Origin of the sequence: Arthrobacter terrae (assembly GCF_015708085.1) — a bacterium.
In the GTDB taxonomy this organism is placed as follows: Bacteria; Actinomycetota; Actinomycetes; order Actinomycetales; family Micrococcaceae; genus Arthrobacter_M; species Arthrobacter_M terrae.
The window spans coordinates 94,010-114,837 of sequence record NZ_JADNYM010000002.1; the positions used below are offsets into that span (position 1 = coordinate 94,010).

The following is a 20,828-nucleotide window of genomic DNA, read 5'->3' on the forward strand; positions in this document are numbered from 1 at the left end:
GTACTCAGTCAAACCACGGATCCAGACCATAGAGCGGGAAAATCTCCTTCCGGGTGGCCATTACCGTGCGGTCCACGGCGTCATTGGGGTTATAGCCAACCTCCCACGAACGCCACCAGAGATCGACGTCGTCGCCCATTATTTCCGGGGCCGCGTGGCCGTAACGGTCGAACACGTGGTCCCGCCATGGCTGGGGCACAGCGGTTTTCAGCGGCAGGGGGACGCCGGTGGAGATCGCGATCAAATGGCTCCAGACACGCGGCACCACACTGGTCACGTTGTAGCCGCCACCTCCGGTGGCGATCCAGCGGTTCTCACATAACCGTTCGGCCAGACGGGAAATCGCCAGCGCCGCCTCGCGCTGAGCGTCCACGCTGGTATTCAGATGCGTCAGCGGATCGTCCTTGTGGGAGTCGCAGCCGTGCTGGCTGACGATCACTTCCGGCTTGAAAGCCGTCACCAGCTGCGGGACAACGGCGTGGAAGGCACGCAGCCAGCCGGCATCCCCGGTCCGTGGGGGCAGAGCAATATTGACGGCCGATCCCGGTGCCTCGGGGCCGCCGGATTCATTGGCGAACCCAGTCCCGGGAAAGAGGGTCAGGCCGCTTTCATGCAGCGAGATGGTGAGCACGCGGGGGTCGTTGAAGAAAATATTTTGGGTACCGTCGCCGTGATGAGCATCGATGTCGATGTACGCCACACGCTTCACCCCGCCGTCGAGCAAGCGCTGGACCGCCAGGGCGACGTCGTTATAGATACAAAAGCCGCTGGCTTTGTCCCGGTCCGCATGATGCATGCCGCCGGCAAAATTCACTGCCCGCGTGGTTTTCCCGGCCAGGACAGCCTCGGCAGCGATCCATGATCCACCCGCCAACCGTGCGCTTGCCTCGTGCATGCCGGCAAAGGCGGGATCATCCCCCGTGCCCAGCCCATGGGCAGGATCCGGACTCTCCGGGTTGTCACTGATGCGCCGGACAGCCGCAATGTAATCCCGGCTGTGCACTGTCTCGAGCTGGCTGACTGAGGCCACCGGCGGCTCCAGCAGCACCACTGCGGAACGGTCAAGCAGGCCCAGGCAATTTGCCAGCCGAGCGGTCAGCGCCAGCCGGTCAGGTGCCATCGGGTGACCCGTGCCGAAGTTATAGGCGGTCATCGCCTCGCTCCAGACTATGCTGGTCGGGACGGCCGATGGAGCGGTGCTGGCAATCGATGACATCCCTCACAGGTTACCCAATTCAAGCGCAGCGCGCTGCCCGCCTCGAAACCGCAACGCCGACGGCGGGTAAGAAAAGATGGTTAACTACTCAACAGAGCGTTTCCCGGTGGGGACCGTTTTTTCTTGCGGTGCAGCACAACGATGCGGGGAGGGACGGGATCTTCGATGACGACAAACCGAAATGTCTGGCACCCGCCCAAGGATCCTACCCGGTCCGGTTTCACGGCCATCCGCGATTTCGTGGACCGGGTTGCCAACAGTTCCCCCGCGCGGCTTACGCTGATCGTTTTTGCCCTGGTTATTTTGCTGTTCACGGCCCTATTGTCATTGCCCATCTCCGCCTCTGACGGCAAAGTTACGCCGTTTCACGACGCACTTTTTACCGCTGTTTCCGCCGTGTGTGTCACCGGGCTCACCACCGTTTCCACCGCCCTGCACTGGACGTTTTTTGGCCAGCTGGTCATCCTGATCGCCATCTTCGTCGGTGGGCTCGGTATTCTCACGCTGGCGTCGCTAATGGCGCTCACGGTCAGCAAACGGCTCGGCGTCCGCGGGAAGCTGATTGCTCAGGAGGCCATGAACGCCAGCCGGCTGGGCGAAGTGGGAACGCTGCTGCGAATAGTCATCACCACGTCCGTCTGCATCGAAATCGCGCTGGCGCTGATGCTGGCACCTCGGTTCATGCTGCTCGGCGAAAGTTTCCCGATGGCACTGTGGCATGCCATCTTCTATTCAATCTCAGCCTTCAATAATGCCGGCTTCACCCCGCACTCCGACGGCGTTGTCCCTTACGAAAATGATCTCTGGGTATTGATCCCACTCATGCTGGGTGGGTTCATCGGCAGCCTCGGTTTTCCAGTGCTCATGGTCCTGCTCAGCACCGGTTTCCGCGTCAAACGCTGGAACCTGCACACGAAACTCACAGTCCAGGTTTCGCTCATTCTGCTGGTAGCCGGTGCCATTATCTGGGGATTCATGGAATGGTCCAACCCGGCGACCATCGGCCCCATGGCAACGGGGGATAAGATCACGCACTCAATCTTCGCGTCCGTGATGACCAGGTCCCTCGGGTTCAACGTCGTGGATATGAACTCAGTGAATTCCTCCACCATGCTGCTCTCCGATGCGCTGATGTTCGCCGGCGGCGGCTCAGCGTCCACAGCCGGTGGCATAAAAGTTACGACCTTGGCCGTGATGTTCCTGGCCATCGTGGCGGAGGCCCGCGGCGATAATGACGTGAAGATCTACGGCCGTACCGTTCCGCAGGGCACGCTCCGGGTAGCGATCTCGGTCATAATGATGGGCGCGACGCTTGTCATGGTAGCCACCGGTGCGCTGCTGGCCATCAGCGGGCAGAGCCTGGACCGGGTGCTTTTCGAAGCCATTTCCGCGTTCGCCACGGTGGGACTGAGCACAGGGCTAAGCGCACAGCTGCCGCCGGCCGGGGTCTATGTCCTGTCCATCCTCATGTTTGCCGGCCGAGTAGGAAGTATTACGCTGGCCTCGGCGCTGGCGCTGCGGCAACGTCGTCAACTGTTCCATTACCCGGAAGAAAGACCGATAATTGGCTGAAAAATCCAGCTCCAGCAGGACCAGCTCCAACAACCGCCCCTCGCATAACGCGCCCGTCCTGGTGATCGGCTTGGGCCGATTCGGCGCCTCGACGGCGGAACAATTGGTGAAGCAGGGCAGAGAGGTCCTGGCAATCGAGCGGGATTCTGTCCTAGTACAGAAGTGGGCAGGCACCCTGACCCACGTGGTTGAGGCGGATGCCACCAACATCGACGCGCTGCGCCAACTGGGCGCGCAGGACTTTTCTTCGGCCGTCGTCGGCGTGGGTACATCAATAGAATCCAGTGTGCTGATCACCGTCAATCTGGTCGATCTGGGCATCGAGCATCTGTGGGTCAAGGCAATCACCCAGTCGCACGGAAAGATCCTGACCCGGATCGGCGCCAATCATGTGATCTATCCGGAAGCCGATGCCGGCGTCCGGGCGGCGCACCTGGTCTCCGGGCGGATGCTCGACTTCATTGAATTCGATGATGATTTCGCGATCGTGAAAATGTACCCGCCGAAGGAAACTCAGGGATTCACGCTGGCCGAATCCAAGGTCCGGAGCAAGTACGGCATTACTGTAGTGGGCGTTAAATCCCCGGGCGAGGACTTCACCTATGCCCAGCCGGAAACAAAAGTCTCCGGCCGGGACATGCTGATTGTCTCCGGGCATGTGGACCTCTTGGAGCGCTTCGCCGCCCGGCCCTGAGCACCGCAGCGGACCACCGGAACCTACGGCGTCTTGATTTGCAGCACCACCTTCACATCCCCGGCATCGCGCTTGAAAGCATCGCCGAACTGCGCCAGCGGAACCCGTCGGGTGATCAATCGTCCCAACCATGAGGCATCGGCCTTACCCAGGGCCTTGACTGCGGCTTCGTAATGGCGCCGGTTTGCATTTACGCTGCCGAAGACCACCTGATTGCCAAGAACCGCCTGGCGGTTCATGGCACCGACGTCGACGGAGGTTGTCTTTCCCGTGCTGGAAACGCCCGTCAAACATGCGATCGCGTCGGTGGCCCCGCATGTCATCACTTCGATCACAACCGATGCCACTCCCGTGCATTCCAGCAGCACGTCGGCCTTGACACCTGAGTCGGTGAGCGTATCCGTATGGTAAATAGCGCCGAGATCGCGGACCAGACCCGGCTTGGGTCCGTCGGTCACGCGGTCGAAAACATGAACTTCCAGACCACGCTGGACCCCAAGCAGCGCGGCCAGCAACCCGACGGGTCCCGCTCCCGTCACGACGGCAACCTGTGGATCGAAGAACGCCCGCGCACCGATCCGGTCAATCTGTTCCCAGGCCTTTGCCACGATCGTGGTCGGCTCCAGCAGCACCCCTACATCTGCCAAGGATTGATCCAGCCTGACCAAGGCCTCGGGATCCGCACGCCACTGCTCACGGGCAAACCCGTGCAGTCCTTTAATCCCGTGCTCGGTATATCCGCCATTGCGGCACATATCCCACTCCCCTGCCGCGCAGGCTTTGCACGGTACCGGGTCAGGCCTGCGGACGATACCGACCACCAGGTCCCCGGCAGACAGGTCTGACCCGCTCGGTGCTTCGAGTACACGGCCAATGTTTTCATGGCCCAGCACCAGAAACGACGAGCCCTCCGGAGCCTCGCCGTACTGTGCATCGATGATTTCCACGTCTGTGCCGCACAGCCCCACGGCCAGGCCTTCCACCAGCACCGATCCTTCATCGTCGGCTGGGGCGGCTATGTCGCGAAGCTCCAGTGATTCCTTCTTGCCAGGGACAATAGTCAGTGCTTGCACGGTGTTTCTCCTTCTTGCGGGGCATTGGGAAATATTGCCGGATGCGTCCGGTACCATCTTCAGCATACTTACCAACCCTGACAGGTCCCCATCCGCCGGTGCCTGCTCCCGGCTGGCGCTTTGGAGCTAACCGGCCGACAGTTCTTCGGTGATGGCCGCGGCGCGCGCAGCGGCAGCCTGGGCACCCGCTGCGATAATGCCGGCCAGCCCCTGCGCCTGAAACGCCGCGATGGCTGCTTCAGTGGTTCCGCCGGGGCTGCTGACCCCGCGGCGCAGGACCGCGGGATCGGCCCCCGGCTGGGTAAGCATCAGACCTCCGCCTGCCACAGTTTCACGGGCCAGGATCCTGGCCGTGTCTTCGTCCAGACCAAACTCCTCAGCGGCCGCCGCAAGTGCTTCGGCGAAATAGAAGACGTAAGCAGGCCCCGAACCGCTAATGGCTGAAACGGCGTTCTGCGCATCTTCGGGCACGTCAAGCACGACACCGGAGGAAACGAAAACCTCATGTGCCAGCGCCTGCTGCTGCGCCGTCGTCGTTGGACCGGCAGAAAGGGCGACGACGCCGCGGCGCACCTTCAGCGGTGTATTGGGCATCGCACGGACCACCGGCTGTCCCGGCGGCAGAGCGGAGGACAGCTGGCTCAGGGACACCGCGGCGGCCACACTCACCACCACGGTCCTGGCATCGAGCGTCGGGGAAATTTCGCGGCACAGCCCGGCAATGCCGATCGGCTTGACGCCAAGAATTACCACATCGGCACCTTGCACCGCCAATGAGTTCGCGTCCGGTTCCTCCGCCCCTGCCAAGGCAGTAATACCATAGCGGTGCGCAAGTTCCTCCGCCCGTTCAACCCGTCGAACGGTGGACACCACGGCCGACGGCGAAAGCTCCGAACCGAGCAGTCCGGCCAGAATGGCTTCACCCATGGACCCGCAACCGAGAAATGCAATTCTTTTGATCATGCTGCCATCTTTTCATGCCGGCGAATGCTTGGGCAGACCTAGGCTTTTCCGCGAAAACTGCTGCCGGTCATTTCCCAGTCTTCGGACAGGTACTACCCAGAATCGCGCGCTAGAGTCATAAATGCCTCATAAAGGTGCGAGTGATACCGATTGGATCCGGCTGGTCCGGCCCCAATCAGCGCGTCGGGGAGTTGGGCCAATGTTTCCCCCCAATCATTGGCCGACGGCTCCCCGGCGCTTTCGCTTTTAACGCGTATGCACTATGGCGAAGGCGGCACACCCGATGGGCGCGGACAGCCCGCGGAGTTACCCGCTCCATCCTTGGCTCGGCCCGGCTTGGCTCGGCGGCGAAAGCCTAGCCTGCTTCAGCGAAGCTGCTGTGCGGATGGAGAAGCTGCATCGGGGGCTCCAGCGGACCGGCGTAAATCAGCTGGTCCAGTCGGCGTAGGATCAACCCTTCCCGCAGTGCCCACGGGCAAATCTGCACGCTGTCAACCTTGAATAGCTGCAGCGCAGCTTCCGCCACGAGGGCCCCGGCCAACACCTGATGAGCGCGGGCGGTGGAGACCCCAGGAAGATGAAGTCTGTCCGCGGCAGACATCGCGGTTAGCCGTTGGCACCACAGACCCAGATCGGACAACTGCAGATCGCGTCTTACGTACGGTCCCATTGAGCTCGGCGCTGCACCGGTAATACGGGCCAGGGCGCGGAATGTCTTCGAGGACCCGGTGACGAGGTTCGGGGTACCGAGCTGAAGGGTTTGAGCCACCGGAGTCTTTAGCGTGGCACGGATATGCTTGCGCAGGTCCTTCACGCTCTTGGCGGAGGGCGGGTCCTCCGGCAGCCAGTCCAAAGTCAGCCGCCCGGCACCCAGCGCCACCGAGTTGGCGATAGCCGGCAGCTCGTCCTGGCCCATGGCGATTTCAAAGGATCCGCCGCCGATGTCCAGGTTCACAATCGTGCCCGCACCCCAGCCATACCAGCGCCGGACGGCGAAGAACGTCATCTCGGCTTCTTCTTCGCCAGTGAGCTCTTCCAGAGTAATCGTGGTCTCACGCTGCACCCTGGCAAGGACCTCGGCACCGTTGGTTGCTTCCCGGATGGCCGAGGTGCAGAAGGCGAGTACATCCTGCGCCTTGTGCTTGGCGGCGAACTCCCACGCCTCAAGCATGAATTCGATCAGTTCAAACTGGCCGGCATCGCTGATATTTCCGTCTGGATCCAGGTACCGCACCAAGGAGAGCGAGCGTTTATGTGAAGCAAAAGGCATCGGACGCGCGCCCGGGTGCGCGTCCACCAGCAGCAAATGGACGGTGTTGGAACCAATATCGAGAACGCCAAGACGCATATGCCAATTATTGCGCGTTCCGGCGTCCTCAGGTTAACGCCGCCGTGGGCTTCGTCCGGCTTCGTGAGCGCAGCCTAGTCGACCACCTCGGGTCGGGGGCCCTATTTCCTGGCCCCGACCTTACGTTTGGCGGGTGCCTTGACGGTCCGTTTGACCGGTCCCCGCTCCCGCTTGTCCGCCAAAAGCTCCACGGCACGTTCGCGGGTCAGCTCTTCCATGGATGTATCCCGGGGCACTGTAATATTCGTGACGCCGTCGGTAATATAAGGACCGAAACGGCCCTCCTTGACGACAATCGCCTTGCCGGAAACGGGATCTTCGCCGAATTCCGCCAGCGGGGCCACTGCCGCACGCGTACCGCGCTGTTTGGGCTGGGCGTAGATCGTGAGCGCGTCCTCGAGGGTGATTGTGAAAATCTCCTCTTCGGTGCCAATCGACCGTGAGTCGGTACCCTTTTTCAGATACGGGCCAAACCTGCCGTTCTGCACCGTAATTTCATTCCCATCCGCATCCGCGCCGAGCACCCGCGGCAGGCTCATCAATGCCAGCGCCTCATCCAGGCTGACCGTTTCAACCGTCATCGATTTGAATAATGATCCAGTCCTCGGCTTAGCCTTCACGGGCTTCTTCGGCGGCTTCGGCTTGCCATTCTTGTAGTACTCCACCGGAGCATTCGCCAGCTCCTCGGCAGTCGGCTCCGGGATGATTTCAGTGACGTACGCGCCATAGCGGCCGTTCTTGGCCACCACCGAACGCCCGGACTCCGGTTCAATACCGAGCACACGTTCCTCCGGCGCGGCGGTGTTCATCAGCTCGACGGCCTTCTGGGCCGTCAGCTCATCCGGGGCAAGGTCCTCCGGAACGTTTGCCCGGGCGGCTTCGATGATCTCCCCGGTTTTTTCGTCCAAGGTAGGGACGGAGCTTTCCAGATACGGACCAAATTTACCTACCCGCAAGGTGATCTCATCGGTAATCGGAATGGAGTTGATTTTCCGGGCGTCAATTTCGCCCAAGTTGTTGACGATGTTCAGCAGGCCCGCATCGTGGTCGTCGCCGAAGTAGAAATGTTTGAGCCAATTAGCGCCAACTTCATCTCCCTTTGCAATACGGTCCAGCCCGGTTTCCATACCCGCGGTGAATTTGTAATCCACGTAGTCCGTGAAGTGCTGCTCCAATAACCGCACCACGGAGAAGGCCACCCAACTCGGCACCAGCGCCGAGCCCTGCTTACGCACATAACCCCGGTCCATGATGGTGGACAGTGTCGAGGCGTAGGTGGACGGGCGGCCGATACCCCGCTCCTCCATTTCCTTGGTCAGCGAGGCCTCGGTGTAGCGAGGAGGCGCAGAGGTCTCATGCCCCAGCGCTGCCACATCAGCAGCCCGCAAGGCATCGTTTTCCTTGACGTTTGGCAATCGGCGGTCGGCATCGGACTCCTCAGCGCCGCGTACCTCGTCCCGGCCCTCTTCATACGCGGCAAGGAAACCGCGGAAGGTGATGACGGTTCCGGACGCGGAGAATTCCGCGTCCTGGTTCCCGGACGGGCCGGTGAACGCGGCGCCCAAACGGATGGTCGCCGTCGAGCCTTTGGCATCAGCCATTTGGGAAGCAACGGTGCGCTTCCAGATCAGCTCGTAGAGCTTGAATTCGTCGCCCTTGAGCGCGCCGGCAACCTGCGCCGGCGTACGGAAGGAATCGCCCGCGGGACGAACCGCCTCGTGCGCCTCCTGTGCGTTGGCGCTCTTGTTCGCGTAGACACGCTTGGCCGCCGGAATGAATTCGGCGCCGTACAGTTCCGAGGCCTGCCGGCGGGCGGCATTTACGGCCTCGTCGCTGAGCGCGGAGGAATCCGTACGCATGTACGTGATGTAGCCGTTTTCATACAACCGCTGCGCCACCTGCATGGTGCTCTTGGATGAGAAGCGCAGCTTGCGTCCCGCCTCCTGCTGCAGGGTCGACGTCGTAAAGGGTGCGGCCGGGCGGCGGGTGTAGGGCTTGTGTTCCATCGAACGGACGGTGAAATCGGCACTCTCCAGCGCCGCCGCTATGGCTTTAGCCGATTCTTCCTTCAGGTGGGCCACATTTTTACCGGTCAGCTCACCGGCGTCATTGAAATCCCGGCCGGAAGCAACGCGCTTGCCATCCAACGCCGCCAGCTTGGCCTTAAATGCCTCATTGGAGTCCAAGGGTGTGAAGGAACCCGCCAGATCCCAGTAGGAGGCGGACCGGAAGGCCATCCGCTCGCGCTCGCGCACCACTACCATCCGGGTGACCACCGACTGCACCCGTCCAGCAGAGAGCCCGCGTGAGACCTTGCGCCAAAGCACAGGGGAAATTTCGTAGCCGTAGAGCCGGTCGAGCACGCGCCGGGTCTCCTGCGCATCCACCAGGTCCGTGTCCAGTTCGCGCAAATTGCCAAGTGCACGCTGCAGGGATTCTTTGGTGATTTCCGCGAACGTCATCCGGTAGACGGGGACCTTGGGTTTGAGCACCTCGAGCAGGTGCCAGGCAATGGCTTCACCTTCGCGGTCACCGTCGGTTGCGAGGTAGAGTTCATCGGCGTCTTTGAGCGCCGCCTTGAGCTCTGCGACCTTTTTCTTCTTGTCCGGGGAGACGACGTAATAGGGCTTGAAATTGTTTTCCAGATCGACGGCGAACTTGCCGATGGACGTCTTTTTCAGCTCCGCGGGCAGGTCTGAGGGCTGGGGCAGGTCACGGATATGACCGATCGATGCCTCCACCACAAACCCCTCGCCAAGGTATTTGCCAATGGTCTTGCTTTTGGCCGGTGACTCGACGATGACAAGCTTCTTGCCGGTTTTCGCCTTGGCAGCTGTTGCCTTGCTGGGCACGGTACTCCTACATGGGACAGATTAGGTGGGCAGACTCAGCCCCCGAGAGCCTAGTTCACCATATTTTCTCACGCAACGCTCATTCGCCCTCCCAACTGAGTAGCAGCAGGTGCACTCAAATCGCGTTTTGAGTGCACCTGCTGCTACCTAGTTGGGAAGGTGGGGCAGGAGAAAGCCATCCAGGACTAAGTTGCGTGTGTCTTGGAGCAATCCGTTCACAAATTGGTCCATTTCGTTGCGCTTTTCCGCTCCGCCATCCGCCGCACCGCCATCTTCCACACTTTCGTTATCTGCACTTTCGTTGTCCTGCCAGTCCAGCAACGTCGCCAGTGCCGCGATGATCTGCCCCACGGTGAGATCTCCATCGCAAACCGAGACGAAACCTGCCAGCTCGGTGCTGAGCAGATTGGTCCGGCGCAGGCCAGCCCCCTGGCGCAGCAGGATCACCCCGGGGTGCTCCGCCCCGGGCCGCTGATGACGCTCCTCGGTGACGTCCGGGGCTACGATCAGACGGGTCTGCGGCAGGGCGTCCGGTGCCAGCCCGGCCAGCCAGTCCGCGCGGTCGACGGCGGCACCCAGGTGCGGGCCGATGGGCTGTTCGATCGGGTACAGGATTTCCTCGAACCGCCTGATCCGTTCCCCGCCCCGCGGACCGTCCACTGGGGCCGGATGGCGCAGCCAGATCAGCCCGAAACCGATCCCGCTCACCTCACGGGAAGCGAAGTCGGCCAGATACGCCGCATAGGACTGCCCGTACAGCGCCCTGTCGCGGTTCTGCGAAGCATCCTGAAGCCAGGTTTCCGCGTAGTGACCGGGGCTCACTTGTTCGCGCTGGATGACCCAAGCTTCGGTGCTGTCCCCGACCCAAGACTCCGGCGCCGCACTCCAGGACGCGGCGCCGCGAATCTCCCAGTTTCCCAGCAACTGCGCTGTACCGCCCGCGGCCAGCACGGCCGGCAATCCGCGGACCAGCGCGGCAACCAGCTCATCCCCGGCCAAGCCGCCATCCCGGTAGGTGAACCTGTCTGCGGCATTCTCGGCACTGCTCCGGGGCGTAATCACAAACGGCGGGTTGGAGACCACCAGCTCGAAAGTTTCCCCTGCCACCGGTTCCAGCAGGCTCCCCTGCCGCAAATCGACCCGTGCCTGCAGATTTTCCGGATCGATTTTCAGCTGCGCGGCATTGAGCAGGACGTTGAAGCGCGTGAATGCCAACGCCCGTGCGGAAATGTCCGTAGCCACCACATGCTGTGCGTGCTCCAGCAGATGAAACGTCTGAATCCCGCATCCGGTCCCCAGGTCCAGTGCGGTGTTCACCGGTCTGCGGACGATGCTCTGCGCCAGCGTCAGGGAGGCCTGCCCTATCCCAAGCACGTGATCGCGGCGCAGCACGCCCGGGCTCTGGTGCGCCGCAAGGTCGCTGGCCACCCACAGGTCGGTGCCGTTGCTGCCGTTCCCGCCGCTCCCCCCGTTCCGCTCGTTGGCTGGGGCCGGCCACCCGTAGGGACGAAGGTCGACGGCGGCCTGCACCGTTGCGCCGCCAGCGCCGGGCCCGGCTGGTTCGACCAAGCGCAGCGCCAGCAGCGCGTCCACGCCGGTTTCGGGCAGCGCCGCATTCAGAGATGCCCGGGTGAGAGGCTCCGCCAGCAGCCAGAGTCTGACGACGGCAGCCAATGCGCCGTCGTCGTCCCGGGTTTTCAGCAGCGCCGGCACGGGCTGATCCCGGGCAAACGCCGCGTAGGCTTCCGCCCCCAGCAGCGCTTCGACGCCGTCTACCGTGTACTTCAGTGCCGCCAGGTCCCGTGCCAGCGCGGCCAGAAGCCGAAGATCATCGCTGGCGGGGGCAGCTGGAATATTGGAAAAATCGCTCACGCCAACCAGTTTATGGGCCGCTGCTGTAGCTAGTCAGCGCAGCCTTGCGGACAGAGCAGCGTGGCCGGATCCTCCGCGCAGGCAGCGCAGTAGAGCGCCAGGTTCCGGCAGCCCGGATTGGAGCAATTTTCAAACTTGCTGGTCGGAGCGGCGCACCGTACGCACGCCCCGATGGTTGCGGATTTTTCACTGAATTCCAGGTGCATGCGCTTGTCGAAGACGTAGAGTGAACCCTCCCAGAGCCCCTCATCCTTGAAAGTTTCGCCATAGCGGACAATGCCGCCCTCGAGCTGGTAGACCTCGTTGAAACCGCGGCTGACCATCAGAGAGCTGAGCACTTCGCAGCGAATACCGCCCGTGCAGTAGGTCACCACGGGCTTATCCTTAAGGGCATCATATTTGCCCGAGTCCAGTTCTTTAATGAAGTCGTGAGTGGTCGAAACGTCCGGGACCACGGCATTTTTGAACTTGCCGATCTGCGCCTCAAAGGCATTGCGGCCGTCGAAGAAGACCACATCGTCACCCTTGGCTTCGACAAGGTCATGCAGTTCCTCGGGCAGGAGATGCGTTCCACCACCAACAACGCCGCCCTGATCCACCGTCAGTTCCCCGGGCGCACCAAAGCTGACGATCTCGTCGCGGACTTTCACGCTCAGCCGCGGGAAGTCCTCCGCCGAACCGTCCGACCACTTAACGTCGATATCTTTGAAGCCCGAATATTCGCGGGTGGTCTTGAGATACGCCTTGACGGCCTTGATATCCCCGCCGACGGTGGCGTTAATGCCATCAGGCGAAATCAGAATGCGGCCGCGCAGACCCAGCTTCTCGCAGAGGGCGCGCTGCCAGAGCCGGACGGCCGCCGGGTCCACGACGGGAGTAAACGCGTAAAAAAGGACAATTCGGTTCAAAGCCACACAATTAAGCGTACGCCGCGCGGGCAAAGCGCCGCATGCGGCGGTTGAAAAAGGCCTCTATGCCGCGATAGATCATGGCCAGGGCAGCGACCAGGACCAGCCAGAGCAGTACCGCCTGCAGCAGCATCGGCAGCGAAAGCGCGGACAGGACCGGTGCCAGGAATGCAATCACCGCTGGTGGAATCAGAAAGAACACCACCATGGCCAGCAGCAGGCCCAAACCGTCACGTTTGATGCCCGGCACCGAATTGGCAGTGGGCCACATCCGGGGAAACGGCCCGGCGCCCGCCAGCAGCTTTGCGGTCAGTAGCGCTGCCCCCGTGACGGCACAGAAAACGACGATCAGCAGCACGGTGTTGTCCCGCAGAAACTGCGCGCACAGCTGCAAAGCGGCGATGGAACCGGTCAGGACCAGCAGATAGCGTCCGGGGACGGCGAACGGCTCGGAGGTCCGGTCCATCTGAGGAGTCTTCATCTGTCTATTGAACCAAGCGGGACCAAACGTGACGAAGCAGTCAACGGATTGGTGTCGCCCCGGCCCTGCAGCGAGCGCGGCTCCGGCGGCTGCCGCGTCCTGCTCTGCCCGGCGGGTGGCAGAATACATCAGGTGGCCCTGGATAATTCGCTGATCCCGCTGCTGGGCCGTGGTGCTGCCCCGGAGCAGCTGCAGCATGTGCGGACAATTCCGGCGCGCACAGCGGTGACCGCCCCATGGCCGGGCTGGGTCCATCCCGATGTCATTAACGCTTACGCTGCCGTGGGTGTGCATGAGCCTTGGCGACATCAAATCCAGGGTGCTGAATTGGCACACGGCGGCCGCCACGTTGTCATCGCGACCGGCACGGCGTCCGGAAAGTCCCTGGCCTACCAGCTCCCCGCCGTGGACGCCGTCCACCGGGCGCAACTTTCGGTGCTGACGCAGCCGGGAAGAATCGACCCGGACGGAGCCGTGGCGCTGTACCTCTCCCCGACCAAGGCGTTGGCTGCAGACCAGTATGCCGCCATCCGGTCGCTTAAACTGCCAACCATTCGGGCTGCCACCTATGACGGCGACACCGACACCACCGAGCGCCGCTGGATCCGTGACCACGCCAATTTTGTCCTCTGCAACCCGGATATGCTGCATTTTGGCGTCCTGCCCAACCACACGTGGTGGGCCAGATACTTCCGTCGCCTCAAATACGTCATCGTCGACGAGGCCCACAGCTACCGCGGCGTCTTCGGCTCACACGTGGCCAATCTGATGCGCAGGCTGCGTCGAATCTGCATGTATTACGGCGCCGACCCAGTCTTCATCGCAGCCTCGGCCACGTCCTCCGACCCGGAAGTCTCCTTTGGCAGGCTGATCGGTGCTCCGGTATCCGCCGTGACGGAGGACTGCTCGCCGCACGGAGCCACGACGGTGGCATTTTGGGAACCGGCGCTGATGGAGCTTAAGGGAGAAAACGGGGCACCGGCGAGGCGCACAGCCATCGCTGAAACCGCAGACCTGATGGCCAATCTGGTCTCGTCCAGAGTGCGCACCATCGCCTTTATCAAATCCCGACGCGGTGCTGAGACCATCGCCGCGATCACCAAACGGTTATTGGAAGAGGTGGATCGCAGTCTCCCGCAGCGGGTGGCCGCGTACCGGTCCGGTTATCTGCCGGAGGAACGCCGGGCCTTGGAGAAGGCACTGCGTTCCGGGGAGCTGCTCGGTGTCTCCAGCACCTCGGCACTGGAACTGGGCATCGATATTTCCGGTTTGGATGCCGTGCTGGTGGCTGGCTGGCCCGGGACCAGGGCTTCGCTATTCCAGCAGATCGGCCGTGCCGGGCGCGCCGGGCAGGACTCCATCGCTGCGTTCGTGGCCAGTGACGACCCGCTCGACACCTATTTGGTCCACCACCCCGAGGCCATTTTCGATGTTGCAGTGGAAGCGACTGTCTTCGATCCGTCCAACCCGTATGTCCTGGGCCCGCATCTTTGTGCCGCCGCTGCCGAGCTTCCGCTGGGGCCTGCTGACGTTGAGCTCTTCGGTCCTTCCACGCCAAATCTCCTGGCCACTCTGGTGTCGGACGGCTATTTACGCCGGCGCCCCGCCGGCTGGTTCTGGACCCACCCGCAAAGCGCCGCGGGTATGGTCAATCTTCGAGCCGACGGCGGCGGTCCGATCAGCATCGTTGACGTTGACACGGGCTCGTTGCTGGGCACGATGGATTCGCCGCAGTCCCATTACCAGGCTCATCGGGGTGCCGTCTATGTCCATCAGGGAGAGACATTTGTGGTCGAGGAGCTCAATGAACAGGACCACTGTGCCATGGTCCGGCGAGGGAATCCGGATTACTACACGACGGCACGCGATGTCACCCAGATCGAGGTCCTGGAGTCTTTGCGCCATGAGTCCTGGGGGCCCGTGCAGGTCCATTTCGGTGCTGTTCAAGTCACCACACAGGTAGTCTCCTTTCAGCGTAAGGCGTTTGTTTCCAATGAGGTGTTGGGCGAAGAACCGCTGGAGTTGGGCGCAAACGATCTCTTCACTAAGGCGGTCTGGTTCACCGTGGATAACGCAACCTTGCTGGCCGGCGGGTTGGTGGAACCGCAGTTCCCCGGCGCCCTGCATGCGGCAGAGCACGCCGCCATCGGTCTGTTACCACTCGTCGCCTCCAGCGACCGCTGGGACGTGGGCGGAGTTTCCACTGCGATCCATGCCGATACCGGCCAGCCAACGATCTTTGTCTACGATGGGCATCCTGGCGGCGCCGGTTTTGCCGAGCGGGGATTTGAGGCTGCCAGGATTTGGCTCAGGGCAACCCGGGACGCCATCGCCGCATGCGAGTGCGAGGCAGGCTGCCCATCGTGCGTCCAATCGCCCAAGTGCGGCAACAAGAACAATCCGCTGGACAAGGCGGGAGCAATCCTCTTGATCGACATCCTTTTGGCGGGCGCCGGATAAACCACCGGTTGCCGGGGTGACGACAGACCACCGGTTGTCAGCGTGACGACAGACCACCGGTTGTCAGCGTGACGACAGACCACCGGTTGTCAGCGTGACGACAGACCACCGGTTGTCGGGGGCCGGGTAACGACAGGGCGAACCTTCTACGGCGGAGGACCGGCACGCGAGTGCCCTTCGGCATTACCCCAAGGACCCGGAAGATCGATGCTCGTCTTGATCTCGACAATGTCCTGGTCCTTCCCCTCAATGAGGCAGCCGACCAATACGCAGTGGTGGCGGATTGCAACGTCCGCCGCCACGCTGCAAGGCTGCCCAGGGATAAGTTCCCGCGCCGCGTCGGCTCCAGCCAGAGCTGCCAAATCTGCAGCTGTCGCAGCCCGGCTGGCCCCTACCGCCGCCTGGACTATGAGCAACACGGCCGCCAGGAATATGAGCAGCACCGCTGCCAGCCCTGCCATGAGTACTGTCCCTGCGCCCCACTCCGTCCCGCCGCCTGCCCCTGCCCGCGCAGACGGCTCCCCGACGGCAGCTGTCCCGGCAGATCCTGCCCCGATGACAGCTGCGTCCCTGCTGCCGCTCATGGTGCGGGCCCTTCCAACGGTCCCTGCTCGGCCTTAGCCACTGCCACCGCTGTCAGTGGCCAGTTGACCAATCCCGACAACGGCCCCGAAATCCGCACACTTACCTCGGCTCGAACGTATCCGCCAGCCTCCGTAATAGTTACCGCAACTCCGCTACCTGCGATCTGATGTGCAGCGGAAACTGCGCTCGCGACCGAATCTCCGCGGGCCAGAGAACGCGCCGCGGAGCGGGCAGATTCTTCCAGCCTCAGTTGCGTGACGCCGACCAGCGCTGCGAGCATGAGCACTGCCAACAGTGCGGTCAGCGACGGGAGTGCAACAGCCACCTCAGCCGTTACCGATCCCCGCTGTCTCGGCTGTGATCCGATGCTAGCGCCAGCGCGTCGCCGGGATGCCAGGGTCATTGCAGGCTCAGTGCGCTGTGGATGATTGCGAGCAGAAAACCCCGGACCTCATCGCTTTTTAAGATCACAACAAGCAACCCTGCAAAGCCGACCGCTGCGAGCGTGCAAATAGCATATTCCGCAGTTGCCATCCCAAGGTCCCGGTCGCTCTGCCTGCCATGGCCCGGTCCTGTCAGGGAATATCCGCTGGCGGCGCCGGGGTAAATCTCCGTGATGTTCGAGCGGGCAGTCTCCAAAGACCGTTCCTTTCCCGACGTGTCCTCTGGTACTAGGGTTAGCCTGGCCATGTGGCCCTCCTGATCGAAGCTGACCGCCTGTCCGGCGGGTGGTCTTAACTTTTCGCGTTGCGGGTACCCTGCGAAAGCGAACATGGAACAAAGTGGACGGCGCCGCCTGCAACCCAAGCTGTGGAGGGCCTTTATCCAGTCAGCGAAAGGAGGGCAGCATCGCGATCACCACCGGTGCCACTCCCAGGCAGACAAACGCCGGAAGGGAACATAACCCCAGCGGTATGACCAAGCGGACCCCCAGGGCGGCCGCGCGACGCTCTGAATCCCGCTGTGCTGATCTTCGTAGCTGTGCCGCTTCGGCATGGAGCAACGAGGCGGCGGGAGCGCCGGTGACAGCTGCGAAGGTCAGCGCGTCGTATAGGCGGCCAAGCACCCGCTGATTCTTCACTGGCTGCCAGGATGTCTGCCACGAAGCCCCGATACTCAAACCTGCAACTACGGTGAGCAGACCTTTGCGCGTCTGCGTTTCGGCCACTTCCGCAAGCAATTCCAATGCACGGTGCATCGGCAGACCCGCGTCCAGGCAGGTCGCCAGCAATTCAAGAATCAGCGGCACATCGTGGACACCGTGGTCCTGAACTTCGGTGTCAGCAGCAGAGCTCTTCGTCCGCCTCAGACTCAGCCAGCGCTCACGTGTCCCAACGGAGAGCCAGAGCGCGCAGGCGCTGCTCAGCAGGACAAAAATCAGCCACATCCAACCTCTCACGGCGCATCACGGGCTGCTGCCCGAATCAGCGCTCCGGACCAGCAACGACTAATGACCATCAGCGCGACGCCCAGGAGGAGTGCGGCCCAGCCGATCGGACCGCTGAGGAGCGCTGCCAAGGGGTTGACACCCATGATCATGCCGAGCACGAGACCCAGCACCGGCAGCCAGCTCAGTAACCGTACGGTGGCCTTCGGACCAGCCAGCGCCGTTTCCCTGATCGCAATTGCGTCCAGCTCCGTCTCCAGCCATAAGGCGTAGCGCGCCAGTACGGAGGCCAGCGGCGACCCGCTGGCCTCCGCGACGTCGAGGCAGGCTGCGAGGTGACGCCAGTAGAGACATGGTGTTCGTAGGCTGCGGACTCCGTCAACAACGGCACAACCGCTGCGGATAGCCGAACTGACACTCAGTCCCAGTGCTGCCGCCCGACCTGCGCAGTGCAGGAGCTCGGTATTCAAGTCGTTTTGGCCACTCACATCCGGTAGCGGCTGTGCTAGATCCGAGACTGTCTGACCGCCTTGGGTCCCGGCAGCGGACCGTGCAGCCAACAAATCCGCCCAGATATAGTGCCCGGAACGACCAGCTGTCAGCAGAGCGGACAGCTTTCGGACCAGCTGCGCCATTTCTGCCGTTTCCGTCGCTCCCGTCCGTCGCGTTCGAAATCGCGAATACCCGCGACCTGGAGGCTGACCTTTTCGACCTTGAACTTGTGCCGAGGTAGGCAGATCCGGCCGCTCGGATGACGCCGTTCCCTGCAGGACGATCCACCGCTCAGCCACCTGGTACGGAGCATGCTGCCATCGAACGCCAGGGAGCCAGAAAACCACACAAGCGAGGACGAGCAACAGGAAAACCACCATGGGCATCATCTGGTTCCGCTGGCCGGTCCTGTGCCCGGGATCGTTCCTCCGAGCCGGGCCAGCAGTTGTTCCCAGCCAGCTCCATAGACAAGCCGCCTGTCCGCGTTCTGTGATCGCGGAACGTCCACATGTTCAGCCGATCTGCGCCCGCTGGCCGCAACTGGGCCGGGTTCGTTCCCAAAACTCAGCGCCGGGGCGACCTCCAGCCCGTCTTCGGTCAGGAGCACAACCCCGATCTCCGCCACCCGACGTCCGGAAGGCCCACGCTCCAAATGAACAACCACGTCCAGCGCGCTGACGGCCTGGATGGCGACAGCTTCTGCACTGAGCCCGGCAAGGGCGCCAAGAGCTGCCAATCTTGCGGGTACGTCAGTGGCCCCGTTGGCATGTATCGTCCCTCCACCGCCGCGGTGACCGGTGTTGAGGGCGGAAAAAAGCTCCCGAACCTCGGCTCCACGGCACTCGCCCACGATCAGCCGGGTCGGACTCATCCTTAATGCCTGGCGAACCAGTTCGACCAGGTCCACCGCTCCGCCGCCCTCCGCATTGGCATGGCGGGCCTCCAGCGTGAGCACGTGCGGATGGTCCGGCTCCAGTTCTGCGGCATCCTCTATTAGCACCAGCCGCTCCTTGGCGTCGCACAGACTCAGCAGGGTTGAAAGCAGCGTGGTCTTACCCGTTCCGGTCGCACCGCTGATCAGGAAACTCAGACGTTGGGCAATCACGGCACGCAAAATCGCGGCAATTGCGGGTCCGGCAAATCCGTTCGTCACGAGCTCCTCCAGCGTGAAAACCTCCGCACGCCTGATGCGGATAGACAGAATCACACCTTGGGCGGAAATCGGCGGCAGGACAGCGTGTACCCGGTAGCCGCCGTCGAGCCTGACGTCCACGCACGGCGAGGCGTCATCGAGCCGCCGCCCCCCGGCCGCTATCAGCCGTACGGCCAGGGCCCTGAGCTGATTTTCCCCCGTGAAAAAGACATCGACCAGCTCAGCACCTGATCCCCGATCCACCCAAACGGACTGCGGACCGTTGACAAAAATGTCAGTTACTTCGAGGTCTTTCAGGAGCGGCTGCAGCGGACCAAGCCCGCTAAGTTCGGCGTTAATGCTCTCCACCGCGGCCAACGAGCCCGCCGTTCCCAACAGCCGGCCGCTGTCCCGCACAGCAGTCGCAACGCGTAGCGGTGTGACCGGTCCTGCCTCGGAAAGCACCGTGCGGCGGACGGTATCCAGCAGGGTTTCATCAAGCGCCCGCAGTCCCTGGCGTGCGGTACGGCGGATCATCGCGGTCCACCGCGCAGCGCGGACAGGATGCCCGCTGCGAGCTTTTTAGCAGGGCGCGAACCGGCAATCTCTGCCAGCTGGCCACGTTCGGTAGCAGCGGCAGCCGTCCGAAGCACTGGCATGACGGCCATGACAGCGCAGCCCACGGCATCCGCGATCAGTTCAGCATCCATCCCCTCGCGCAGCGGGCCCCGCACCACCAATGCGACCGGCACAGCGGGCAAGTCGCGCACTATCCGGGCTGTGGCCACCGCCTGCCGCAACTGGGCCGGAACCACCGCGAGCAGCTGATCGCAATGACAGCCCAGCGTTACCAGCGAGTCACGGTTCCGACCCAGATCAACCACCGTGAGTTCATAGCCGCGGCGGGCTGACCGGAGAACCTGAGCGCCAGCGCCAGTGGAAGCGCGTTCACCACCAGCCCCCCGAACGGGCCCGTGCCGCCCCCACGAGAGAAGCGAAAAGCCGGCAACCACGGGCAGCGCGGCCGCCAGCTGATCCGGATTGATAGTGCCGGACGCAGCGAGCAAATCCGGCCACTGTAGCCCGGCCGGCTCATCAGCGCAGACCGCGATATCCAGGCCGCCGCCCCACTCATCGCCGTCGACCAGCAGCGTCCGGACCCCGTCCTTGGCCGCAAAAGCTGCGAGCAGTACCGCAAGCGTTGATGCACCGGAACCGCCGGAACCGCCCAGTACGCCCAGCACGAACCCCTCGGCTGCGGGGTCGCGGAGCTGGCTGAGGAACTCGGCGAGCCACTCCGAGGCTTCCGGCACGGCGGCAACCCGATCCGCACCGGAAAGCGCCGCCTGCCGCCACAGCTGCTCACGTTCGCTGGAAAATCCGACCAACAGCGTCGGGCCTTGCCGACGACGCGGGCCGCCAGCCGCATCGGCGCCAAGCGAATCAATACCGATCAATACTGCTGCTGCGGCCTCCCACTGGGGCCCAGCCGCTTCCATCATGGGAATCACCGTCAGCGCGACGGCTGCTGCGGCAGCGACGCGCCCGATTTCGTCCTGCAGGGCAACCGACTGGGTCACTAAGAGTACGCTGCCACCGCGCGACGGCAGCCAGGCCGGAACGCCAACGGCGGCGGTCTCAGCCACTGCCCGACTGTCCGGCACGCCCGCCAGGGGCCGACGCATGGGCAGATGGCCCGTCCTGCGGTCCCTCGCGATCGAATGTTCCTCCATGATCTTATTCTTCGCCTCACAATTGCCTGGCAGGGAGCCCCGCGGGCAATTGTTGGTCCA

At 62.9% G+C, this 20,828-nt stretch carries 18 protein-coding genes; 3 read left to right on the forward strand and 15 right to left on the reverse strand.

The window, feature by feature from the left end:
- Nucleotides 1–4: 4 nt before the first annotated feature.
- On the reverse strand, nucleotides 5–1,216 hold the full coding sequence (locus tag IV500_RS01675) for an acetoin utilization protein AcuC (RefSeq protein WP_230854332.1): 1,212 nt from the start codon (nucleotides 1,214–1,216) through the stop codon (nucleotides 5–7).
- A 165-nt stretch (nucleotides 1,217–1,381) separates the two neighbouring features.
- Between IV500_RS01675 and IV500_RS01680 the strand changes: the two genes are divergently transcribed.
- Together IV500_RS01680 and IV500_RS01685 are read left to right on the forward strand one after the other, a co-directional pair.
- A complete protein-coding gene (locus tag IV500_RS01680) occupies nucleotides 1,382–2,788 on the forward strand; it encodes a TrkH family potassium uptake protein (protein ID WP_196395092.1) in 1,407 nt (468 codons plus the stop codon).
- 61 nt (nucleotides 2,789–2,849) lie between these two features.
- On the forward strand, nucleotides 2,850–3,482 hold the full coding sequence (locus IV500_RS01685) for a potassium channel family protein (protein ID WP_196395207.1): 633 nt from the start codon (nucleotides 2,850–2,852) through the stop codon (nucleotides 3,480–3,482).
- A gap of 23 nt (nucleotides 3,483–3,505) precedes the next feature.
- On the opposite strand, the gene IV500_RS01690 is transcribed toward IV500_RS01685, so the two are convergent.
- The 7 genes from IV500_RS01690 to IV500_RS01720 all read right to left on the reverse strand — a co-directional run bounded on the left by IV500_RS01690 (nucleotide 3,506) and on the right by IV500_RS01720 (nucleotide 12,979).
- Nucleotides 3,506–4,555 (reverse strand): glucose 1-dehydrogenase, encoded by a 1,050-nt coding sequence (locus IV500_RS01690; protein ID WP_196395093.1) that lies wholly within the window; start codon nucleotides 4,553–4,555, stop codon nucleotides 3,506–3,508.
- Nucleotides 4,556–4,681: 126 nt separating this feature from the next.
- Nucleotides 4,682–5,518, reverse strand: a complete 837-nt coding sequence (proC, locus tag IV500_RS01695) for a pyrroline-5-carboxylate reductase (protein WP_196395094.1) — start codon at nucleotides 5,516–5,518, stop codon at nucleotides 4,682–4,684.
- Nucleotides 5,519–5,873: 355 nt separating this feature from the next.
- Nucleotides 5,874–6,866, reverse strand: coding sequence for a Ppx/GppA family phosphatase (locus IV500_RS01700; RefSeq protein WP_196395095.1), 993 nt, complete (start codon nucleotides 6,864–6,866; stop codon nucleotides 5,874–5,876).
- A gap of 101 nt (nucleotides 6,867–6,967) precedes the next feature.
- A complete protein-coding gene (topA, locus tag IV500_RS01705; RefSeq protein ID WP_196395096.1) occupies nucleotides 6,968–9,718 on the reverse strand; it encodes a type I DNA topoisomerase in 2,751 nt (916 codons plus the stop codon).
- A 147-nt stretch (nucleotides 9,719–9,865) separates the two neighbouring features.
- Nucleotides 9,866–11,590 carry a DUF7059 domain-containing protein gene (locus IV500_RS01710; RefSeq protein ID WP_312875785.1) on the reverse strand — a complete coding sequence of 575 codons (1,725 nt, stop codon included), beginning with the start codon at nucleotides 11,588–11,590 and terminating at the stop codon, nucleotides 9,866–9,868.
- Nucleotides 11,591–11,619: 29 nt separating this feature from the next.
- Complete coding sequence (trhO, locus tag IV500_RS01715) at nucleotides 11,620–12,504, reverse strand: oxygen-dependent tRNA uridine(34) hydroxylase TrhO (protein ID WP_196395097.1); 885 nt, start codon at nucleotides 12,502–12,504, stop codon at nucleotides 11,620–11,622.
- Nucleotides 12,505–12,508: 4 nt separating this feature from the next.
- Nucleotides 12,509–12,979 carry a hypothetical protein gene (locus tag IV500_RS01720; RefSeq protein ID WP_196395098.1) on the reverse strand — a complete coding sequence of 157 codons (471 nt, stop codon included), beginning with the start codon at nucleotides 12,977–12,979 and terminating at the stop codon, nucleotides 12,509–12,511.
- A gap of 132 nt (nucleotides 12,980–13,111) precedes the next feature.
- On the opposite strand from IV500_RS01720, the gene IV500_RS01725 reads away from it, so the two are divergent.
- Nucleotides 13,112–15,439, forward strand: a complete 2,328-nt coding sequence (locus IV500_RS01725) for a DNA 3'-5' helicase SftH (protein WP_196395099.1) — start codon at nucleotides 13,112–13,114, stop codon at nucleotides 15,437–15,439.
- A 146-nt stretch (nucleotides 15,440–15,585) separates the two neighbouring features.
- Here the strand turns inward: IV500_RS01725 and IV500_RS01730 are convergent, their stop codons facing one another.
- The 7 genes from IV500_RS01730 to ssd form a co-directional block, all read right to left on the reverse strand.
- Nucleotides 15,586–16,023, reverse strand: a complete 438-nt coding sequence (locus IV500_RS01730; RefSeq protein WP_196395100.1) for an Rv3654c family TadE-like protein — start codon at nucleotides 16,021–16,023, stop codon at nucleotides 15,586–15,588.
- A complete protein-coding gene (locus IV500_RS01735) occupies nucleotides 16,020–16,349 on the reverse strand; it encodes a TadE family type IV pilus minor pilin (RefSeq protein ID WP_196395101.1) in 330 nt (109 codons plus the stop codon). The genes IV500_RS01730 and IV500_RS01735 overlap by 4 nt, the downstream gene beginning before the upstream one ends.
- 74 nt (nucleotides 16,350–16,423) lie before the next feature.
- The gene (locus tag IV500_RS22235) at nucleotides 16,424–16,663 is read right to left on the reverse strand and encodes a DUF4244 domain-containing protein (protein WP_376770177.1); all 240 of its coding nucleotides are present in this window, start codon (nucleotides 16,661–16,663) and stop codon (nucleotides 16,424–16,426) included.
- Between the two features lie 190 nt (nucleotides 16,664–16,853).
- A complete protein-coding gene (locus tag IV500_RS01745) occupies nucleotides 16,854–17,411 on the reverse strand; it encodes a type II secretion system F family protein (protein ID WP_196395103.1) in 558 nt (185 codons plus the stop codon).
- An 8-nt stretch (nucleotides 17,412–17,419) separates the two neighbouring features.
- On the reverse strand, nucleotides 17,420–18,046 hold the full coding sequence (locus tag IV500_RS01750) for a type II secretion system F family protein (protein ID WP_196395104.1): 627 nt from the start codon (nucleotides 18,044–18,046) through the stop codon (nucleotides 17,420–17,422).
- A gap of 242 nt (nucleotides 18,047–18,288) precedes the next feature.
- Nucleotides 18,289–19,572 carry a TadA family conjugal transfer-associated ATPase gene (locus tag IV500_RS01755; RefSeq protein ID WP_196395105.1) on the reverse strand — a complete coding sequence of 428 codons (1,284 nt, stop codon included), beginning with the start codon at nucleotides 19,570–19,572 and terminating at the stop codon, nucleotides 18,289–18,291.
- Nucleotides 19,569–20,768, reverse strand: a complete 1,200-nt coding sequence (gene ssd / locus IV500_RS01760; protein WP_196395106.1) for a septum site-determining protein Ssd — start codon at nucleotides 20,766–20,768, stop codon at nucleotides 19,569–19,571. The genes IV500_RS01755 and ssd overlap by 4 nt, the downstream gene beginning before the upstream one ends.
- Nucleotides 20,769–20,828: the final 60 nt, after the last annotated feature.

Bases quoted from the DNA above. Each gene is read 5' to 3' on its own strand.
- IV500_RS01675 (WP_230854332.1), bottom strand. From the start codon at position 1,216: ATGTCATCGATTGCCAGCACCGCTCCATCGGCCGTCCCGACCAGCATA.
- IV500_RS01680 (WP_196395092.1), top strand. From the start codon at position 1,382: ATGACGACAAACCGAAATGTCTGGCACCCGCCCAAGGATCCTACCCGG.
- proC (WP_196395094.1), bottom strand. From the start codon at position 5,518: ATGATCAAAAGAATTGCATTTCTCGGTTGCGGGTCCATGGGTGAAGCC.
- IV500_RS01700 (WP_196395095.1), bottom strand. From the start codon at position 6,866: ATGCGTCTTGGCGTTCTCGATATTGGTTCCAACACCGTCCATTTGCTG.
- IV500_RS01720 (WP_196395098.1), bottom strand. From the start codon at position 12,979: ATGAAGACTCCTCAGATGGACCGGACCTCCGAGCCGTTCGCCGTCCCC.
- IV500_RS01730 (WP_196395100.1), bottom strand. From the start codon at position 16,023: ATGAGCGGCAGCAGGGACGCAGCTGTCATCGGGGCAGGATCTGCCGGG.
- IV500_RS01745 (WP_196395103.1), bottom strand. From the start codon at position 17,411: ATGTGGCTGATTTTTGTCCTGCTGAGCAGCGCCTGCGCGCTCTGGCTC.
- IV500_RS01750 (WP_196395104.1), bottom strand. From the start codon at position 18,046: ATGGCGCAGCTGGTCCGAAAGCTGTCCGCTCTGCTGACAGCTGGTCGT.
- IV500_RS01755 (WP_196395105.1), bottom strand. From the start codon at position 19,572: ATGATCCGCCGTACCGCACGCCAGGGACTGCGGGCGCTTGATGAAACC.
- ssd (WP_196395106.1), bottom strand. From the start codon at position 20,768: ATGGAGGAACATTCGATCGCGAGGGACCGCAGGACGGGCCATCTGCCC.